Here is an 18969-nt window from a genome sequence, read left to right as displayed (position 1 = left end):
TTGAATGATTTCTTCTTGGTCTACGTGCCATAAAATACTCCATATATTGATGTTTATAACATCATTTGAGGAGCAGAATATCACTTATAGGAGTTGTTCAAATTTACGGATCCATCTCTAAGTTTGCTGGGATGATACTTTTTCTGTCTCTATAGAGAAGTTCTTTGCCTATTTAAAATGACCGAGGTATGGATAAGATATTTCATATTTTGGGAAAAAGCGTAACGACATATTTACCTTAGTATGTTAATCCCATTGCATAATCCAGTTTTTAAAATTGTACTTTTATGTTTACTTAGGGCAGGAATAAGTCTCAAACGTTATAGGAATAAGTCTAAAAAATATTAGGAATTAGTGATTTAAGAGCAGGGAATAAGTATACTAATTAATAAGCGTACTCTAAAGATAATAGCTGGGGTTTACATGTTGGAACATGAAAAACATAGTGAAGAACAACTACTGGAAGTTGATCCTGTAGATGATGTGTTAGATGACACAGATCAGTTAAATAATCATCCTACCAATATTCGGGATGAGATGAATAACCAACTTGCTGAGCTTATTATTGAAAAATTGCTGAATGATGAAAGGATCAGTACTCTATTCTCAGAAGCTAGAAGGCAAGGTCAAAGGCCAAGAAATAGATTATCGGATAGTAAAGATTTCGATCAACCAAAATGTTTTTTAGATTTAATAACGGATATAGGAAAACCTCCTGTCTTGCCTAAACAGCTTCAATTCGCACATGAGTATTTAAATGCTTTAAAAGTAACGAATAGGGAACTATATGAAGATTTTAAAGAGGAAGGGTTCCCGAGTAAAAAACGGAGTGCGTGCGTTAATTGGTCGCTTGATGTGGAAGAATTTTTAAGTATTCATCCTAACAAGTTGGACTTGCTCGATCGTATAGAAAACTTTATGTTGTTACTGGTCTTAAAGCCTCTGCCAGCATTTATTGAAGATCAGGGAACTTCAAGAAGACAGGGAGATATTGCTAAAAAGATAACCTCGATTGGCAAAGAATTCCTTTTTTTAATATCTAGGTCGAATGAAATTATTAAGTTTGATCATGAGTATTTAACTGCTGCTGTTAAAATTTATGTCGAGTTTACCGATAAGCAACTCAACAGTTTACGAAGAAATAGGGCATTCTATGTGGATCAAGATATTTCGTGGAAAGGGGTACGTGAGCTTAATAATTTACTTTTCGAGCTAAGAGAGTTATGGGTAAAGGGGAAATACAACCTTTCGCCTTTAGTGGGTAATTCCCGCGGATGGTACTCAAGTCGAGTGGATACTGAATATCGTAGTTTTGCCAAGTTTAAAGAAAAATTGAAAGCACGAGTTAAACGAGCAGATCGAGATCGAGAGCTATTAGCAAAATACAAAAATAGCGATGTGGCGGTTTGCCGATTTCAAATTGGGCTCTTTTGTGATGAAGAATCTGTGAGACATGATTTTTTTAAAAACTTTTTTACAGAATTTATTAAAAAATTGAAAGAAGAAAAAAATGATCTGGTTGGCTTATTGAGTTTTATTGGTATGTGGAAAGAAATGCAGGGCGGAGTGCTACAAAATGATGTTGCTTTGTTCTTTGATGCAAATAAATTATCCGCCTCCAAAGACTATTCCAACTTATTCGGTGGGTTAGAAGGAGCGCTTCAAAATTTTGCAGAAAAGATATTGGAAAAAGAAATTGAAGCATTAGAGAATGAAAAGAAAAAAGACTGGAAAGTTGACGTATCACAAATTCCTGTATTACTGGATGTCTCCTCTGAGCGAATTTGGTTGTTGGAAGCACGTAGCTCATTGTGGAAAAATGTTGATCAGAAACTGATTCCATATTTCTACCTAATGGACAGTTATGAGCGTGAATATACTGATGCTATTTTGTCTAGGGTGAGTAGTAGTAGAAAGTAGGGAACAGCATTGTAAAAAGCGAATTTAGAATTATGGTTAAGGTTTTTCGTGGATGAAGATTGTACATAGATATTAATTTACAGAAATCCGGAATGATTTGAGCGAGATGCGCTCGATTAATCATGAAGGGAAATAGAATGAATGCCTTTATTAGTCAGACATTTACCATGCACCAAATCATCAATCTTAAACAGGTAATACTTTTCACGGGAATTAGCCGTGCCACGATTTATACCATGATGGACCCGAAGAGTAAGTACTACGATAAAACCTTTCCCAAACAGGTACAGTTGACGATAGGACGGGTGGGGTGGTCAGCATTTGAGATCCATCAATGGATAGAGAGTAAGTTGAACAGTCGCGTTGTTGTTGAATCCGTGGGAGCTTAGGCTCCCTTCAATTTATCTGCTATCTGGTGGGACATAACTTCCGCTTGATTGAAATTTAAAAAATGAAGGTCAATCAGGATGGTTGGATGATCTTTTTACTGATCCAGTAGACGGATAGCGAAATTGAAAGTGTGATGTGATGGAAGTATGTCTATTCTTATATTTAGTCTATGTACATTTGCTTAGTAGGTTATTAATATTATTACACTTCTTCAATACTATTTACCATATTGCAATAATCACGAAGCATACAAGCAACCTGATGAGATGTAACTATTTCAAACACATTCAAAGAAGAATGATTAACCTGTAATACAAAACATATCACACCTCTCTTATGTAGCGTCATACCACATAGGAGATTAAATCATGGCTAACTACCTAACATGCAATCATTCAAAGCTATTAATTGATATAGAAGCTTTTGTTGAACAAACCATTGATTACTCTGGCAACATAGGATGGGATGGCTTCAAGCAAGAGCTAGAATTCCTTATTCATGAAATAGATTTTGAATACGACGATAGCCTTTGGTACTCAGCATATATCCAAGCCATCTTTGAACTAAAGCAGCAAAACACCATTGATGGAAAAGTTGACTATGAATGGCTCTATCAGATGGAGTGTAATGACATTCGGAATATTTTCTGTACGTTCATAAGACAGCGAGAGATTGAGAGAAAAGATTTCTATCACGCTGAAGAACGTAATCGTGAACAGTTACTCAAGCTGATTGATAATTTAACCCGACACTATAGCAAGCTCTTGTTCGTTAGGGTTGATTTAGCCTATGTGAAAGAAAAGCATGCTGATATTGATATTCGCCTTTTTAGAGATGATGTTCAAAAGTTAACTGGATATATTCAGGATGGTGACAGATGTTTTAGCGATTTAGAGGGCTATGCATGGGCCTTAGAGCAAGGGGAGGAAAAGGGCTATCATTGCCATCTCTTGTTGATCTATAACGGTGCGGTGAAAAAACAAGATTACTACTATGCCAATGAGGTAATCGAGCGCTGGAAGCAGATAACGAAACAAAATGGTTATGGCTTTAATTGCAATAGCACGGAGCATAAAGAGCAGTTCAGAAAGTTAGGAAAACTAGGCATTGGGATGATTTATCGAAATGACCTGAGATCAGTTGAGAATGCGAAGAATGTATGTTCCTATTTGGTGAACCCTGAAAAGGACAATCAGTACTTACGGGTTAAGCCGTTCAGAATGCGTACTTTTAGCATGAGTAGCTATCGTCGCAGTGACCGTCGATATCGAGAGCATACTTAGTTTAGAAATAATCTTAAATACATACCATCTAGATGAGAAACATCTTCTCTTTATTGGCTTATCTCTACGGTAAGCCTTTCTTATTTCAGAGGTATATTTTATGCAAATCAATTGTCCATATTGCCATTCAGAGCATGTGATTCGTGTTGTGCAAAATAGTAATTCACAGGCTGGTAATCAGAGTCTGGCATCATCAGCATCATTTGCCACGATGGGTGCAGCATTATCAAAAACATTACCTGTGTCGCCTCTCATAGGCGGGATTGCAGGAGCCGTAGTCGGTGGTTTGTTAGGTTCAGTATTTGGTTCTGCTTCAACTCAAAATGTGCAATCTTGCTTTCAATGCCAGCATTGTGGACAATCTTTTTATTGAGCGGGATAAAAAATAGGGAGGTCATGCCTCCCTAGCTTTTTCAATTTTGAAGAGATTAATATGTAACAATAGAATTAATTAGGAATAAAGCAAGCATCAGGAACATAGGCTTCGACCGTACCATTGCTTTGGTCATAACCAATTTCAGTGCTCTCACAGTTGTAATAAACATCTGTTCCATTAATCTTAAAGCGTAAGGTAACAGGATAGCTGAAGGTATCATTCTCTTGCCAAGGTTCTCCACGGAACTTGATTGAATCATATTGGTAGGTTGCGCCGCCCGCGACCTTATTTAGTTCCTGCTGAAACAAACGTAGTGCTTGACGGCTAACAATATCTTTCATGGTATCAGGTTGGTCATGTTCGACTGTCTCTTGCTGTACTGGTGGTGGAGCTTGAACCATAGGTTGTTGAACTGGCTCAGGCTTTTTATGATGCCCATTGATAATGTTTTCAATTTCCAAATCAATGCTTTCACCAAAATCAACTTCCTTATAATAGGGGGTATTACGTTCAAACCAGCGTAAATATAAGTTTGGACGTTGATCTTTGAGAAAGGCTATTTTTTGTCCATCAACATAAGTAACTGCTGATAGCCTGCTTCACCAGCTTCCCGAACAACTTTGTCTTTATTCTCTTCTAACTGCTCACGTGCCATTTTTGTAGCAACAATGGCTTTCTTGATTCGTACATCATTACAAGAAATTGAATTGTCCGCAGTACATAACTGGGCCTGATAGTTCAATTTGGTGAAATTAACTTCATTACATCCAGAAAAGAAAAAGACTATAGGCAAAGCAATAATTAAATGTTTTTTCATATTTTAAGAACTCAATTTCATTATCAGCATTGGATATATCTTTCAGTTCAACAATTCTTGAATCAGGGTGGTAATGATAGAGTTGAGTGGGTGAAGGCAAACATCACCAGACCACCCTTGAATACCCAATGAATTATTTTGGTGGCTCACCATATTGGTTTGATGCAGAATCGCCTTCTTGGGTCGCCCAAAACAGAAGTAGAAGAATCCCCACAATTGGTACAAGTGTGATTAGCATCCACCAACCTGAACGCCCAATGTCATGGAGTCGTCTGACACTTACAGCAATACTTGGAATTAATGTGATCAACATTGCTATGGTTGCCACATCTTCACTAATAAAAAAGCTAAAGACTAAGCTGATAAGTACACAGAACAGCTCGAAGTACCAAAACTCACTCCGTCTAGCACGCCCCTTAAAATCTGCAAACTTCTTAAAGCAGGTGAAAATCGCCTGACGATAACTGGCTTCCGTCTGTTCCAGTTTATTGAATATTTCCTTGGCTGAATTATGTTGGTCGCCATTTGATAAACTCGGTGAGGCTATAGGTGCTTTAATCTGGGTAAATGGTGCAGGGGTTGCTGTAAGTTCGAGGTAAACGGCTGTCGCCTGTCCCTCGGCATTTACTTCAAAGTCAACTTCATTACCCCGAACAGGTGTCTGTTGTTCTTTCCACTCGCTGCCTATAAAGGTATAACGTTTTTGGTCATTACCTAGGATAATTCCCATATTGGTTTGAATTGTAAAATCTAAAATTTTGCCTTTCATTGTTGTGTCCTTATTTTATCTGTTGAAAAGTTGCCTAGAAGTTAAAGGTAAATTCACCCTGATCGGTTTCTACTGTCACCTCTCGAACTTGCTCCATGTCACAACGCAAAACAGCTTTCATTTCCTGCCCAAACTTAAGGTTCGGATTTCTATAGACCCAAAATGAAATAGGGCAATTGCCACGATTGATTAAGACCTTGTTGACATGCACCTGATCCACAGTGGATTGAATGTGGATATAGCTGTAATACAGAGCGGCATATTCACCCTGATATTGATAGGCAGGGTTTTCTTCGAGGTTGATGTTGACGCTAATCGGGGCAGATTGATTGGTGCTACAGGCAGATAAACCCCAAAGCATGCATAAGATGCCAAACATTTTTTTCATGGCGTAATGACTCCTACCTAATGGAGTAGGCAGTGTTAAAAAGCTGAAATTGTTATGTACAAAGGTCTTGTTATAAATTGAGCTGTTTATTACTAAAAACGCAGATGCTCAACGATTTTATGCTTTGGGATTTATTGATGACGGACAGGGTGGATGTCCAAAAAAAAGAATGCAGATTAGTCATGATTGACTCCTTTGGGTATAAAGAAGTTTCACCGCATTACTGCTAAATAATGGTGGCGAAACGAAAAGGGGTTAGCAGACTGATACCCAAAAAGATCAGCACACCCGAAGGTGTCCCCCTCCCGTTCCGCCGCAGAGGGAGGACACACAGGGTCGCCCACCAAAAAGTTGGACTTTTTAGTGTGCTTTGGGTAAACGGTCTGCTAAAACCGACTGGCAATGTAGGCCAGCAGAGGAATGATAATGTCTAGTCGAGAGTACGTCAAATCACTTTAAATATTCGACGGCGTATCAGGATGATTTATTATCAATAGAAGAACCTTATTGTTTTTCAACTTTTTGAGAAACATTTGGCTATCTTCAATTTTTGTTTCATGCAGATTAAGCCTAAAGTTTGCTTCGCTCATAATTAAGAGAGTTAAAATTAGGGTGAACGTTATTGATATATTGATTTACTTTATAGAAAGGAAACCTTTAAATATGGAGCTGTGAGGCATTTAAAGCGACTATGGAGGTAATTACGAATTCTGAAGTAAACGCTACAATTTTTAAAACTTTTGTTTATAAGGATAAGTTTGAGGTTATAACTGTCTCAGTTTTTCTTGAGCATTGAAAATTAACTGATAATTAGATTAAATAGAACCTCATAACATAGAACACACATAACTTTACTTTTTATAAAAATAGTTTTGACGAGATGAGAGAATAGAGTATGAAGACGTTATTTGCGTGGCTTGGAATGATTTTTGTTGGCTTGATAATTATTGGGCTTTTTGCAGGTGGCAGAGAGAACAACACACAATCAGCTTCTAGCCAATCTAGTGTTCTATCAGCTGCCGAATTACAAGAAGCTGCTCGTCGGGAAGCAACAGAAGTTACTCAAGAAGCTGTAGCAACAGAGGCAGAATCACAAGGTGCTGGAAATAGTTATTCGGCAGCAACGCAAAAAGCTATTGCGGCGGTAGAAGACGAGTCTTCTCGCTTATCAGCTTCACAGTATCATGCTGTTAGGTCTGCAAAGCAGTATCTCAGTATGACTGGTTTTTCACGTAAAGGGTTGATTCAGCAACTATCGTCAGATTATGGAGACGGATATAACGTCTCTGATGCAACAGCAGCCGTAAATAGCCTAGATGTGAATTGGAATGAACAAGCTGCAAGATCTGCTAGGCAATACCTTGAGATGACAGGATTCTCATGTAAAGGTCTTATCGATCAACTTTCATCAAGTGCTGGTGATGGCTATACAGTGAGTCAGGCAAACTATGGTGCTCAACAAGCAGGAGCTTGTGGTTAATTCCTTTGGTTTTTAACAAGGCAAATATCTAATTTATATAAAAACTCTATAAGCCATTGGTGCATTGGGTCTTTTTTATTTGAAATGGTTCGGCTATTTTGCTTATTGACCAAATCCTTTTTCTTCTTAAGTTAATTATGATTTATTTGTAATCCAAAATTCTAAGTGTGAGTTAACTATACTTAGAAATAAAAAATACCAGAAATAAAATAAATTTCAGATATATACCATCTAAGTGAATCCATGTATTCAAAAGCAATTTTATGTCCACTCACTTTGGTCTGCTTCCCAGCAGACCTTTTTTTATGCACGAAATCTAAATTTGAAGTAATTCAGTATCAACCTTAATAAGGAAAACTCTATGGCACATCAACTTGAACAAATGGCGTATGTCGGTGAAACCCCTTGGCATGGCTTAGGTAATTCACTCACGCAAAACCAACCGATTGAAGTTTGGGCGCAACAAGCAGGTATGGACTGGCGGATAGAATCCTCTGATGTCAGCTATATGGCACAAAATGAAAAAGGACAAAGCATCATTATGCCTTTTGAAGAACAACGGGTTTTATATCGCTCAGATACCCATGCACCATTATCAGTGGTGAGCCAACGCTTTCAAGAAGTTCAACCTATGGAAATTTTGGAATTTTATCGTGACCTGACCGAACAATCAGGTTTTGAGCTGGAAACCGCAGGGGTACTCAAAGGCGGTAAAAAATTCTGGGCATTGGCTAGAACGGGACAAAGCTCAGCTTTAAAAGGCAAGGATGTGAGTAATGGCTACATCTTATTGGCAACTGCTTGTGATGGGACTTTAGCAACCACGGCACAATTCACGAGTATTCGGGTGGTATGTAACAATACCTTAGCGATTGCTTTAAAAGGACAGAATACCAGTGCAGGTGTGGTGAAAGTGCCCCACAGCACTAAATTCGATGCGGAAAAAGTAAAACAGCAACTTGGTATTTCTGTCCGTGCATGGGATGAACACATGTATGAAATGAAGCAACTCAGTCAGCGTAAAGTGACACAGCAGGAAGCCGCAGCCTATTTTGATGCAGTGTTTAACAATACCAGCCTCAGCCCAATGGAGCAGGATGAAAGCATTGTCCAGTTCTACCGTAATGTGGCAATGCCAAATCAAGGTATACCAGTAACATCCACAACGAATAAAGCTGACAATAAAACTGAACCCAACGGACGTGCCATGTCCAAGGTGATGGCCATGTTCAATGGACATGGGCGAGGGGCAGAACTCAGTTCAGCCAAGGATACGGCTTATGGATTGCTCTGTTCCATGACCGAGTTTGTTGATCACGAAAGACGTGCTATGAGTACGGATCATCGTTTGGATTCAGCTTGGTTTGGTGCAGGTGCAGCCATCAAGCAGAGAGCGTTAGAACAAGTTCTTAGACTCGTTGCTTAAATTATTTAGCCTAAGCAGAACATGATCCCCAAGTTAATTTTATTGAGCTACATCTTTGGATGCAGCTTTTTTATGCCGCCAATTTAATTTAAGCCATTTCTATATTGATACAGGACAAATGATGAATACCCATACGCAAATTCAAAACAGCTTAAATCATCCACCACTACAGCCTTATTCACCAAACTTAAATCAACCCACTCAGCAAGTTGAAGTCGGAACTCGAACTAAACGCGACCAACAGCCACGAAAAACCAAAGCACCCACAGCCAAACGCCTTGCCAACACCAAACAGCTCAATTACCAACAGTGGCTCGAAGTCAGAAAACAGGGCATTGGTAGCAGTGATGCAGCCACCGCATGTGGACTCAATCCGTATATGTCGATGCTAGAACTATGGATGATTAAAACAGGACGGATGCAACAAAACATCGAAGATGAAAGTGCAGGTTATGCACCTTTATATTGGGGCAAGCAACTTGAACCTCTTGTTGCTGAATACTACAGCATGCACACCAACAATAAGGTACGTCGAGTCAATGCAGTGTTACAACACCCCGATGAAGACAAACATTTTATGCTCGCCAATTTGGATTATGCCGTGGTCGGTAATGACCAAGTTCAGATATTGGAGTGCAAAACCGTAGGGGAATATGGCTCAAAACTATGGCGAGATGGCGTACCGCTTTATGTGCTGTGCCAAGTGCAACATCAATTGGCAGTGACAGGCAAACAAGCCGCGCATATCTGTGCCTTGGTTTGTGGGCATGAAAGTAAAACCTTTAAAGTGACGCGTAATGAAACGGTGATTCAGCACATCATTAATGCTGAACGTCACTTCTGGCAATGTGTGGAATCGGATATTCCACCGAGTGTCGATGCCTCTGACTCAGCAGCCAAAGCCCTGCAACAACTTTACCCAGCACAGATCCCATTACAGGTAGAAGACCTCAGCCAAAATGAACAAGCCAACTACCTATTTAACCAATTGCTTGAGGAGCGACATAAAGTTGAACAACACCAACAGTATTTCGATGAACTGAAACATCAACTACAAATGCTGATGAAAGAAGCAGAGCGAGCAGTGTTTACAGGTGGCTCTATCACTTGGAAGAAATCACAGGACTCGATCAGCCTAGACAGTAAATCCTTACTGAAAGAGCATCCTGAATACCTACAGCAGTTTCCACAAACCAAAGCAGGAACACGGCGCTTTCAGATTTATCCGAATGGTGGATAGGACAGATCTTCATTCCACCATTTATTTCCCAACTACGTATCAAATCAACCAACCTCAAAAACTCACTGATCCCATGCCTAAACAGGTATGGGATTTTTTATGCGCAAAATTTTATTTATACATCTATAGAGAGGACATCATCATGATTAAAGGTTTAGCTATTACTCCACCTGTGTTAGGTCGTATCAGTATTGGCAAAATTGTTGAAAAGAATGGCAAACGTCTGCCTGAAAAGGAGGATCAATTTACCATTACTAGCCAAATCCAAAACAAGGATGGATGGGTGAAACATCCACTGGATGAACAACTCCGTGCCAAGGCACCGAATCAAAACCAGAAACTCAGAAGCATTCCAGTCCGTATGATTTTTAATGATCCTGAACTGAATCTACGAGCGGAGTACAGCCTATTTGATCGTCAGACTGGACGATTAATTTGTTCAGGCAATGGCGAAAGCTGTCAGCGACTTGGACAAAACGGTGTTGAACAACATCCATGCCCATCACCTGACCTGTGTCCACTGGCACAGGGTGGATTATGCAAACCCTACGGTAGACTCTATGTGAACCTAGATGAATCGGACGAATTTGGCACATTCATTTTTAGAACCACAGGCTTTAATAGTATCCGCACTTTGGCAGCACGGCTGCGTTATTACCATGCCGCATCAGGCGATTTACTTTCATGCTTGCCATTGCAACTGACTTTAAGAGGCAAGAGCACTACGCAAAGTTATCGTACTCCAATTTACTACGTAGATTTAACTTTACGTGATGGCACAAACCTGAAAGATGCGATTAGTTCAGCCAAGCAGATGGATGAACAAAGCAAAGCAGCAGGGTTTTATCAGGAGGCTTTAGACCATGTGGCACGGCAGGGTTATGGCAATGCCAGTTTTGAAGTGGGAGGGGAAGAGAGCTTGGATATTGTTGAGGAGTTTTACACAGATGAGTCTAAACCAGAGCAGCGTCCGCAAACCTATGATTTGGAACATGTGCAGGATATTCAGAAAGGGTTGCAGCAGTCAGTGCAGGCTTTGAATTGACTTTGGGGCATCGAAAGATGCTCTTTAAGTTTTGGAAAAAATGACACGGATGAAATTCAAACAATGACAATGTATTTAAATGTAATTAAAGTACAATATTTTGCAAATTTAAGTTTATTTTAAGCTAGGAGAAAAACTAATGAGGAAACCTAACATATCTGTATTCATTTCTATTTTTATATTAGGAGGAATATTTCTAAGTACAGGATGTGAAACAGAACAGACTTCTAAAAAGAATGATGGAATGGTGGGCTATGCTCAAGATCATGCCAAAGCACAAGCTGAGTTGATTAATCAGGAACAACTCAAAAAATCTTCACTTACCGAAGCGAAGGTTGTAGCAGATGGTACTGCTCGATCATTAAATTCGCCAAAGTAAACATTTCAGAACGAACAGCACTAATCAATTTTTTTTGTCTTAGAAGTAGACAAAAAGTTCTGTATTGAAAAATCATGGAATCAATAATGAAAAAAATCATAGAAGGGTATAGACATGGCATTTGGCTATGTCTATGGGGAATACTAAGTTTACTTAGTCAAATCGTTTATGCTGCACCAGATATTGTTGCACAAAACTATGCATCAGCCCGTTCACCAGGAATACAATCATGTACTGCTGGATATGACTTAATGTCTGGAGATGTGAGTTATGGGCAGTCTCAGATTCTAGGTGCGCTACCTTATAGTCTTAATTACCGTGCACCTTTACGCCAAAATTTGTCAGCGACACAAACGTTTTCACAACCAGAAGAAAGTACATCAGGTTGGGCTGATAACTATCAAGCCCATGTTTTTGTCCAAAACATTACAGCAGTAACCACTGAGTATACCCAATTTACAGCACAACAAGTCTCTACAAATCCCCTGAAGTATTTACTGACAACAAAAACACCTGTCACACGTACTATGGCTGTAAAAGAAATCTTTGTGCGTTTACCAGGTGAGAGTGTTGATACTATATTCAAAGAAGAAAATGGAAGCTTTAGTCGTTTATATTCTGCTGATGCAATAAAAGATTTAAATAACAATAGTGTACAAAGTTTGCCATGGAACTCAGACTTAGGTGAGTATCAACTTAGTCGTTCAGGTAGTAACCTGATTATCGTAAAAAATGGGGTGAAATATACGATATCAGATACATCACATACCATGTCACCTGCTCAAACCTATTCTGATCGAGTTAATTTATATATTAATTCTGGTGGGTATTTAAATTCGACCAAAGATTCTTGGTATAACTTTAATGCGCCACCAGGTGCAATTTCTAATACCGATTTGTGGATAAAAACAGATACAACTGTTTCATTACAACTTTACCGAGTTGCAAAGATTGAAAACAATCAAGGTAAAGTGATTGATTTGCAATATGATAGTAAAATGAATCTGACCCAAGTCAGCGATCAATATAATAATAAATTAGTATTTGAACGAACTTTCCATGATGCTGCATTAGGTGCAACTCAGACCATTGATGAGTCACGCCTCGTGACTAAAGTAACCTATACTGCCGCACAGGGTGGAAACCAAGTTGCAACTTTCAACTATAAGGCTTATGCCAACAAAGTTGCTAGTACAGGATCGGATACCACTGTATTTGCCTTAATTAGTTCAGATTCAACTGCATCAGGTGCTTATAGCTATGTCAATGAAATGACAGAAATAGGGGCAGTGAAAGCCTATGTTGCGAGTAAGGGTCGAACCCCAGATGCGAGTTATTATTTTCCTGTGCTTCGACAAGTGAAAAATAGCGCTGGCAATATAGTAAGACAATGGGACATTACTCAAAACTATGTCTTAAATGGTACGATTTACTCTACAGCCCAAACCACTTTGCGTTCTTATACTCCCTTAACGTCAGGAACAGCACAAGACTTCTCAACAGTTTATGATGATAATGCGAAAACTATTAATCTGACTTTACAATTAGCAACAGGCACAGCAACCAGTACTGTTCAAAGTACAGTGAACTCTGATAGCAGTCTTACAGTGACAGCATCAGGCTATCCTTGCTTAACATCAAATGGTAAGCCAGTTAACACGGCTGAATTTGCTACAGCTCGTAGTCGATTAGTAAAAGTTACAGATGCTAATAATATTGCCACCACCTATGAATATGACAATCTAAGCCGTATCACAGGGATTACTGAAGCAGCGGATACAGCATTAAGCCGTAAAACGACATATATCTACGGTGTTTTGAATGATAATTCTGTCAATTTATTTTTAACTCCAACCAGTGTTTCAACGCCAAATATCACAATTACCAATGTGGTCAACCCACGTGGACAAATTGTGACTCAAACCCAAACATCAAGTCAGTCAGGAAGTACCAGTAAGGTCACAAGTTACACCTATGATGAGACCACAACCAGTAAGCATTTTGCTCGTTTACTCAGTGTAGATGGACCACGTACTGGCACAGCAGATAAAATTACTTATAGCTATGACAATTTCGGTAACTTGGCAAGCCAATCACAAACTGTGAATGGCGCAGCTCGTACCACACAATATCTAGGCTATAACACATTTGGGGGACCAGAACGCACGGTTAATCCAACAGGTTTAGTCAATCAATTTGTTTATAATGCTGATGGCACTATCAGTAGCCAGACGACAGGTGTAGGTGGTGCAACAGGTACAATCACGGGTCAAACCACGAGCTATGCATACAATGCATTAAAACAAAAAACCAGTGAAACTAATCCTGATGCAGAAACAACACAGTTTGCTTATGACTTGGCAGGACGTTTAACGCAAACCACATTACCGAATGGCAATAAAGTCCAAAAAACTTATTATTCTATAGGTGCATTGGCAAGTGAGAAGAGCTTAACCAGTGCAGGCATTGTTGCTGCGGAAAGTTATCAATATCTGGATGGCAAAGGCTTTGTCTCTAAAACCCAACAAGGTAGTGATGCGACACGTCAATATACAACCTTTATTTATGACAATAATGGCAACCTGAAACAAAGTACCAGTGCAGCAGGAATCATTGAAAAATGGGACTATGATGCATTGAATCGCGTCACCAGTCATACCGATGGTGCAGGTAATGTTGATACCACAGGATATGATGTTAATGACAATGTCACGACCGCTAAAGATGCACTCAATGCGGGAACAAACCCATTTAGCTATCGCAATGGTAGTACACTTACTCAGGAAGTGAACAGCGATTATGGCACGAAGTCTTATAGCTATAATGAAGCAGACCAGTTAACACAACGCTTACATGGCACAAGAAAATGCGATTACAACAATCTAGATGAGTTAGGTCGTTATCGAGCATTTGCATGTGCTGCGAATAGTGGTACAACTGCGAACGAATATCAAATCAATGATAATTACACCTATGATCAAAGTCGTTATGGCCGATTGGACAAGGTGAGTACAGGATTAACTGGCTTTGATGTCGATACAAGCTATAGCTATGATGCTTATGATCGTATCACCCAAAAGTCAACAATCAATCAGTTATACAATCGATATGCAGGTACTAGTGGCCGAACACTTAATATGAATTATGGCTATAGTACAGGAGGAAAGATAACAGCATTAACATTACCATCTACGCGAGCTATTACCTACAGTTATAATGCTCAGGGAATGCTCACTAGTATCAATCTATATGGAAATCCACTGATTCGTAACATCACCTATGATGGCGCCAATCGTGTAACAGGATGGCTATGGAGTTCAGCAGGTAATGCAAGCTACAGCCAAAGCTATAATAATGATGGCTCTACGAATACAATTACCAATAAAAACAGTGCGGGTACTACAAATTATTCATTAACCTATGGTTATGATAAAGATGGACGTATTACTCAACTGACACGTGATAATGGAACCCAAGATACATATGGTTATGATAATGTAGACCGCTTAACGAGTGAAAGCCGCACAACGGGTGGAACAGCAACGTATAGCATTAGTTATACCTACGACAAAAATGGTAACCGAACTAGCCTTACAGCAACAGGTCAGCATATGCAACCTGCTGCAAGTGCAACCTATACTTACTCAGGTAATAAGTTAGCAAGCTTTAGCAAAGCAGGTGTAGCACAAAGCGTAAGCCATACAGCAAATGGTGAATTGATCTATGGACAAACACCGAGATATGACAATGGAGCTAGACGTAAAGTAGATACTGTAAGTACTACAGAATACTACTATATGAACTATAACCATAAAAATGAGCGTAGTTTTAGAGACAGAGTTGTAAATGGTGCTGTCACTACTATGTCACAATATATCTATGATGAACAAAGTCATTTGATTGGTGAATACAGTAATAATGGTGAGCCTGTAGAATACATTTGGTTAGGTGATAAACCAGTTGTTGCTATTTATAGCTCAGGTAATACGGCGCGAATCTACTATATTGTGACAGATGCGCAAAATACCCCAAGACGTTTAATTAACAGCGGGACACAAGCAGTTGCATGGAGTTGGGATTCAACAGCCTTTGGCTTAGGTACTCCAACGGGTACTGAAACGTTTAATTTACGTTTCCCAGGTCAGTATTTTGATGTGGCAACAGGTCAGTTCTATAATCACAACCGTTATTACAACCCTGAATTGGGTCGTTATATGGAAGCTGATCCGATTGGGTTAGAAGGTGGTTTGAATCCGTATACGTATGCAGGTAGTAATCCTGTGATGAATGTGGATCCGAGTGGATTACTATCTGAATTATCATTATCAGAAATGTCGAATTATAGAGGATTACAAAACTCCATTAATATCCCTAATATTGGTATAAATATAGATATCCCTATTAATATTCCAAGTCTTCCAGGTACATCTGATATCATTAAAGGCTTGAATAGTATTAAAGCATTTGCTGTTAGAACTTCTCCTTATTTAATTGCTGCGAGTTTAACAGGGGATAGTAAACAACAATATACTCCAATTTATAGAGCTATGAATCAAGTAGAATTAGGTCGAACTATGAAATATGGATATCAAGCTAATTTAGGAGGGATGGAGGTTAAGCAATTTGTATTTAATATTGAAGATGCTTACAGACTAGCAAATTATTTGCCAAGTTTAGATCAAGAGAGTAAAAGATATAATTACAGTGTGGTGACGTCTATGGTTTCTACACAAACCTTAAGGAGATCTGAGATCAGTAAAGGTATTGATGTAAATATCATTAAGGGTACAGTACTTTCGGTTCCTAATTATCTTCTTCCTCAGCTTAATAAGGATGCTAGAGCTACAGGTGGAATTAAAATTTTACCACCAAGACTTTAAAATCAATTATTTTGATAGGTTATTTATATGGGTGAAGAGAACGTTTATATTAAGACTAGTTGCTTTACTGGTTATATAAAATTATATAAAGATATTTGTATTCCTAAAGACCTAAAATTCAATAGAAATGATGTTGTTGGTAGGCAAAGTGGAATTGAACGTAGATTTTTTTCAGGTTATTTTTTATTTATGGACGGAAGTCTAGAAAAAATATTCTATATGAAGTCATGCTTACTTACATTGGATGAAAATATTCCCAGTAATGAATATATTCATTCATTGATACAATTGTTTTCATATACTGAAAATCAAACTTGTTTTTTAAACAATGTTTCATTAGGTTTGCAATCAAATGGTACTGTTTTGAACGGTCTGAAAGAGAATGTAGGTGATTTTTATCTTAATAGTAAAGTTGAAGAAGAAATATTTTTTGATGGTGGAGAGGAAATATATCTCAAATATTTAGATAAGAGAAAATGATTTTCTTCACCCTATTTTTGTATGGTACATTCTTATGGAATAACATTATGCATACTTAATTTTTGCGTCGTTTCACCATTGTATGGTGAAATACCAAACAAGTTAATATTTGATAGTTAGCAAAATCTTAGCCAGTTATTCACTCGTGAGTAATTGGTTTTTTATTTTGTCCAAGAAAAGGAAGATTGAGTATCTAATCGAATAAATGTGCGTACTTATCAAGGTAGATGCACTTTAGCCTAGAATCTTATTCTTTTGTAAATTGAGTTAGCTCAAGCTCAGCTAGATATTTTCTCATTACTACCATCATCATGGGGAGGCATTTTAACTTTTCCATCTAAAAAATCTGCATACCATTTGAGCATACTACGTCTTTTTTATAGCCACTTAGCATGATTATACGTTACCCTTGTTGTGTCTCTGTCAGTATGTGATAGTTGTTTTTCAATCCATCTGTCATCACTACCTAATTCATTTAAATATGTGGATGCGGTAGCTCTAGCATCATGGGGTGATACATCATTCATTTTTAGAGCATCAAGTGCAAAATTTAGAGTAGAGCGACCCAACATTTTTTCAGGTTTACCAAGTGCGAGTTGCATTGGGGAGGAGAATACAAACTGACACTTGGCTGTAACGCTATATTGTTCTTCCAAAATAGTAAAAGCCTGATCAGATAGTGGCAACAGGTGGATCTTATTATTTTTCATAACACGCTTGCCATCAATGATTTCCTGAAAAATACGCTCAGGGAATGTAATCGTTTTATTCTCCCAATCAACCCAAGCCTATTCCAGTCTCCTTACTTCAATGGTGCGTAACATTGTATAAAATAGAAAGCTGAGCGCATTCCTTGTCGTTTGCGCTCCAGTGTATAAAGGTATTTTTTCTTTAAGCTCTCGTATTTCCTGCATGGTCAAAGGGCGGGCATGATTAATTTTGGGACGTTTGATTACACCTTTTATAGCATATGTAGGATCAACTTCCGCTAGCCCTTTCATGATGCAAGTCCGCATGATCATGCCTACCAATGTTTTATTAACAATAGCGGTTGTTTCGCCAGTACAGGGTTTTAACCTTTGGGAACGAGTCGAGGCTTGTATACGTTCCATCGAGGGTTATACTCTCAGTATAAGTATAAAAATGATGCCATTGATCGTATCATGTCCTGACATTGTACAAAGGGTTGTTCTGTTTAGTTATGGGCTGGCAGACAGAATAATGACTGTTAGAGGCAGGTAGCGGAAGAGAAAAATAACTTGCTGAGCCTGTAAATTATTTTGTGTAATTCCCTTTTAAACGAATACTTCAGCCTTAGATGGCAGAAGCATTTATTTTATGCTGTCTAGTTAAAGTGTGTACTACAAAATTCAGCCCAATCAGCCATCAGACCTTTACGTTTTTCCAGATAAGCTCCACGTAGGTAAGCAGCTTCAACTTCGTCTAGTAGTTTATGAGCAAGTACATGCTCACAGACTTCACGAGGGTAGTCAGTTTTGTCTGCTGACCAGTCACGAAAAGTAGATCGGAAACCATGTGTTGTAATTACTCGGTTTTGTTTTGGATCAATATATCCAATACCATTTTCTTTGAGTTTTTGTTTGTGCATACGCTTGATCAATGTCGTTAAAGACATATCTGATAACATACCTTCACTACGTGGAGCAGGGAAAATAAAGTCATTGGGCTGAGGCTGAAAGTCTTTCTCAATTATCTTAAGTAAATCAATGGCTGGCTGTGATAAAGGAACACGGTGTTCTTTCTTAGCTTTCATTCTTTCTTTAGGAACCACCCATACTTTATCTTTAAAATTAATTTCTTTCCATGTCGCTCCAAAAACTTCACCTGATCGGGCGGCAGTAAGAATAGTAAACTCTAAAGCCTTAGGCGAAATCCCTTTCTTTAATCTGAGCTGTTGAATAAATTCAGTGACCTGATCATAAGGCAAAGATGCGTGGGGATTTGATTCCTGTATTAATTTACCAAGAATAGGCTCGAGATTACCTTTCCATTCAGCAGTGTCAACGGCATTCTAAAATTGACCCCTTTTACCTTACAAATGGCAAAGTAAAATTGACCCCTTTGATCTCGTATTA

At 38.6% G+C, this 18969-nt stretch carries 16 protein-coding genes and 2 pseudogenes; 11 read left to right on the top strand and 7 right to left on the bottom strand.

All coding sequences use genetic code 11. The features are described from left to right. The first annotated feature begins 423 nt into the window (after positions 1–423). From CDG56_RS15435 to CDG56_RS15420, 4 genes are all read left to right on the top strand, one after another. Positions 424–1920: a hypothetical protein gene (locus tag CDG56_RS15435; protein WP_087548355.1), complete on the top strand. Its 1497-nt coding sequence runs from the start codon at positions 424–426 to the stop codon at positions 1918–1920. Positions 1921–2057: 137 nt separating this feature from the next. After that, entirely contained in the window at positions 2058–2309 is a 252-nt protein-coding gene (locus CDG56_RS15430) for an AlpA family phage regulatory protein (protein ID WP_087548357.1), read from the top strand. A 369-nt stretch (positions 2310–2678) separates the two neighbouring features. Next, positions 2679–3593, top strand: coding sequence for an inovirus-type Gp2 protein (locus CDG56_RS15425; RefSeq protein ID WP_087548354.1), 915 nt, complete (start codon positions 2679–2681; stop codon positions 3591–3593). A 100-nt stretch (positions 3594–3693) separates the two neighbouring features. Continuing rightward, the gene (locus CDG56_RS15420) at positions 3694–3966 is read left to right on the top strand and encodes a hypothetical protein (protein WP_087548353.1); all 273 of its coding nucleotides are present in this window, start codon (positions 3694–3696) and stop codon (positions 3964–3966) included. A 74-nt stretch (positions 3967–4040) separates the two neighbouring features. On the opposite strand, the gene CDG56_RS15415 is transcribed toward CDG56_RS15420, so the two are convergent. The 4 genes from CDG56_RS15415 to CDG56_RS15400 form a co-directional block, all read right to left on the bottom strand. Further along, positions 4041–4430, bottom strand: coding sequence for a hypothetical protein (locus tag CDG56_RS15415; protein WP_087548352.1), 390 nt, complete (start codon positions 4428–4430; stop codon positions 4041–4043). Positions 4431–4525: 95 nt separating this feature from the next. Beyond that, positions 4526–4786 carry a hypothetical protein gene (locus CDG56_RS15410; RefSeq protein WP_087548351.1) on the bottom strand — a complete coding sequence of 87 codons (261 nt, stop codon included), beginning with the start codon at positions 4784–4786 and terminating at the stop codon, positions 4526–4528. Positions 4787–4919: 133 nt separating this feature from the next. After that, complete coding sequence (locus tag CDG56_RS15405; protein ID WP_087548350.1) at positions 4920–5555, bottom strand: DUF805 domain-containing protein; 636 nt, start codon at positions 5553–5555, stop codon at positions 4920–4922. Positions 5556–5589: 34 nt separating this feature from the next. Then, positions 5590–5943 carry a hypothetical protein gene (locus tag CDG56_RS15400; protein WP_087548349.1) on the bottom strand — a complete coding sequence of 118 codons (354 nt, stop codon included), beginning with the start codon at positions 5941–5943 and terminating at the stop codon, positions 5590–5592. 895 nt (positions 5944–6838) lie between these two features. Between CDG56_RS15400 and CDG56_RS15390 the strand changes: the two genes are divergently transcribed. From CDG56_RS15390 to CDG56_RS15360, 7 genes are all read left to right on the top strand, one after another. Beyond that, positions 6839–7423: an Ltp family lipoprotein gene (locus tag CDG56_RS15390; protein ID WP_087548348.1), complete on the top strand. Its 585-nt coding sequence runs from the start codon at positions 6839–6841 to the stop codon at positions 7421–7423. A gap of 361 nt (positions 7424–7784) precedes the next feature. Then, positions 7785–8849: a DUF932 domain-containing protein gene (locus CDG56_RS15385; RefSeq protein WP_087548347.1), complete on the top strand. Its 1065-nt coding sequence runs from the start codon at positions 7785–7787 to the stop codon at positions 8847–8849. 121 nt (positions 8850–8970) lie between these two features. Continuing rightward, positions 8971–10089, top strand: coding sequence for a YqaJ viral recombinase family protein (locus CDG56_RS15380; protein WP_087548356.1), 1119 nt, complete (start codon positions 8971–8973; stop codon positions 10087–10089). Positions 10090–10231: 142 nt separating this feature from the next. After that, the gene (locus CDG56_RS15375; protein WP_087548346.1) at positions 10232–11134 is read left to right on the top strand and encodes a hydrolase or metal-binding protein; all 903 of its coding nucleotides are present in this window, start codon (positions 10232–10234) and stop codon (positions 11132–11134) included. 139 nt (positions 11135–11273) lie between these two features. Beyond that, positions 11274–11513: a hypothetical protein gene (locus tag CDG56_RS15370; protein ID WP_087548345.1), complete on the top strand. Its 240-nt coding sequence runs from the start codon at positions 11274–11276 to the stop codon at positions 11511–11513. Between the two features lie 86 nt (positions 11514–11599). Continuing rightward, on the top strand, positions 11600–16393 hold the full coding sequence (locus CDG56_RS15365; RefSeq protein WP_087548344.1) for an RHS repeat-associated core domain-containing protein: 4794 nt from the start codon (positions 11600–11602) through the stop codon (positions 16391–16393). Positions 16394–16420: 27 nt separating this feature from the next. After that, positions 16421–16873, top strand: coding sequence for a hypothetical protein (locus CDG56_RS15360; RefSeq protein ID WP_087548343.1), 453 nt, complete (start codon positions 16421–16423; stop codon positions 16871–16873). A gap of 377 nt (positions 16874–17250) precedes the next feature. Here the strand turns inward: CDG56_RS15360 and CDG56_RS17385 are convergent. The 3 genes and pseudogenes from CDG56_RS17385 to CDG56_RS15345 form a co-directional block, all read right to left on the bottom strand. Continuing rightward, a pseudogene (locus CDG56_RS17385) lies at positions 17251–17640 on the bottom strand (tyrosine-type recombinase/integrase); the annotation flags it as partial. Positions 17641–17661: 21 nt separating this feature from the next. Then, positions 17662–17874, bottom strand: a complete 213-nt coding sequence (locus tag CDG56_RS17380) for a hypothetical protein (RefSeq protein WP_227519082.1) — start codon at positions 17872–17874, stop codon at positions 17662–17664. 344 nt (positions 17875–18218) lie between these two features. Further along, a pseudogene (locus CDG56_RS15345) lies at positions 18219–18890 on the bottom strand (tyrosine-type recombinase/integrase); the annotation flags it as partial. Between the last annotated feature and the right edge of the window lie 79 nt (positions 18891–18969).

It is taken from the genome of Acinetobacter sp. WCHA39, from assembly GCF_002165385.1.
Taxonomy (GTDB): Bacteria; Pseudomonadota; Gammaproteobacteria; order Pseudomonadales; family Moraxellaceae; genus Acinetobacter.
This window is presented reverse-complemented; position numbering and strand designations above follow the sequence as displayed.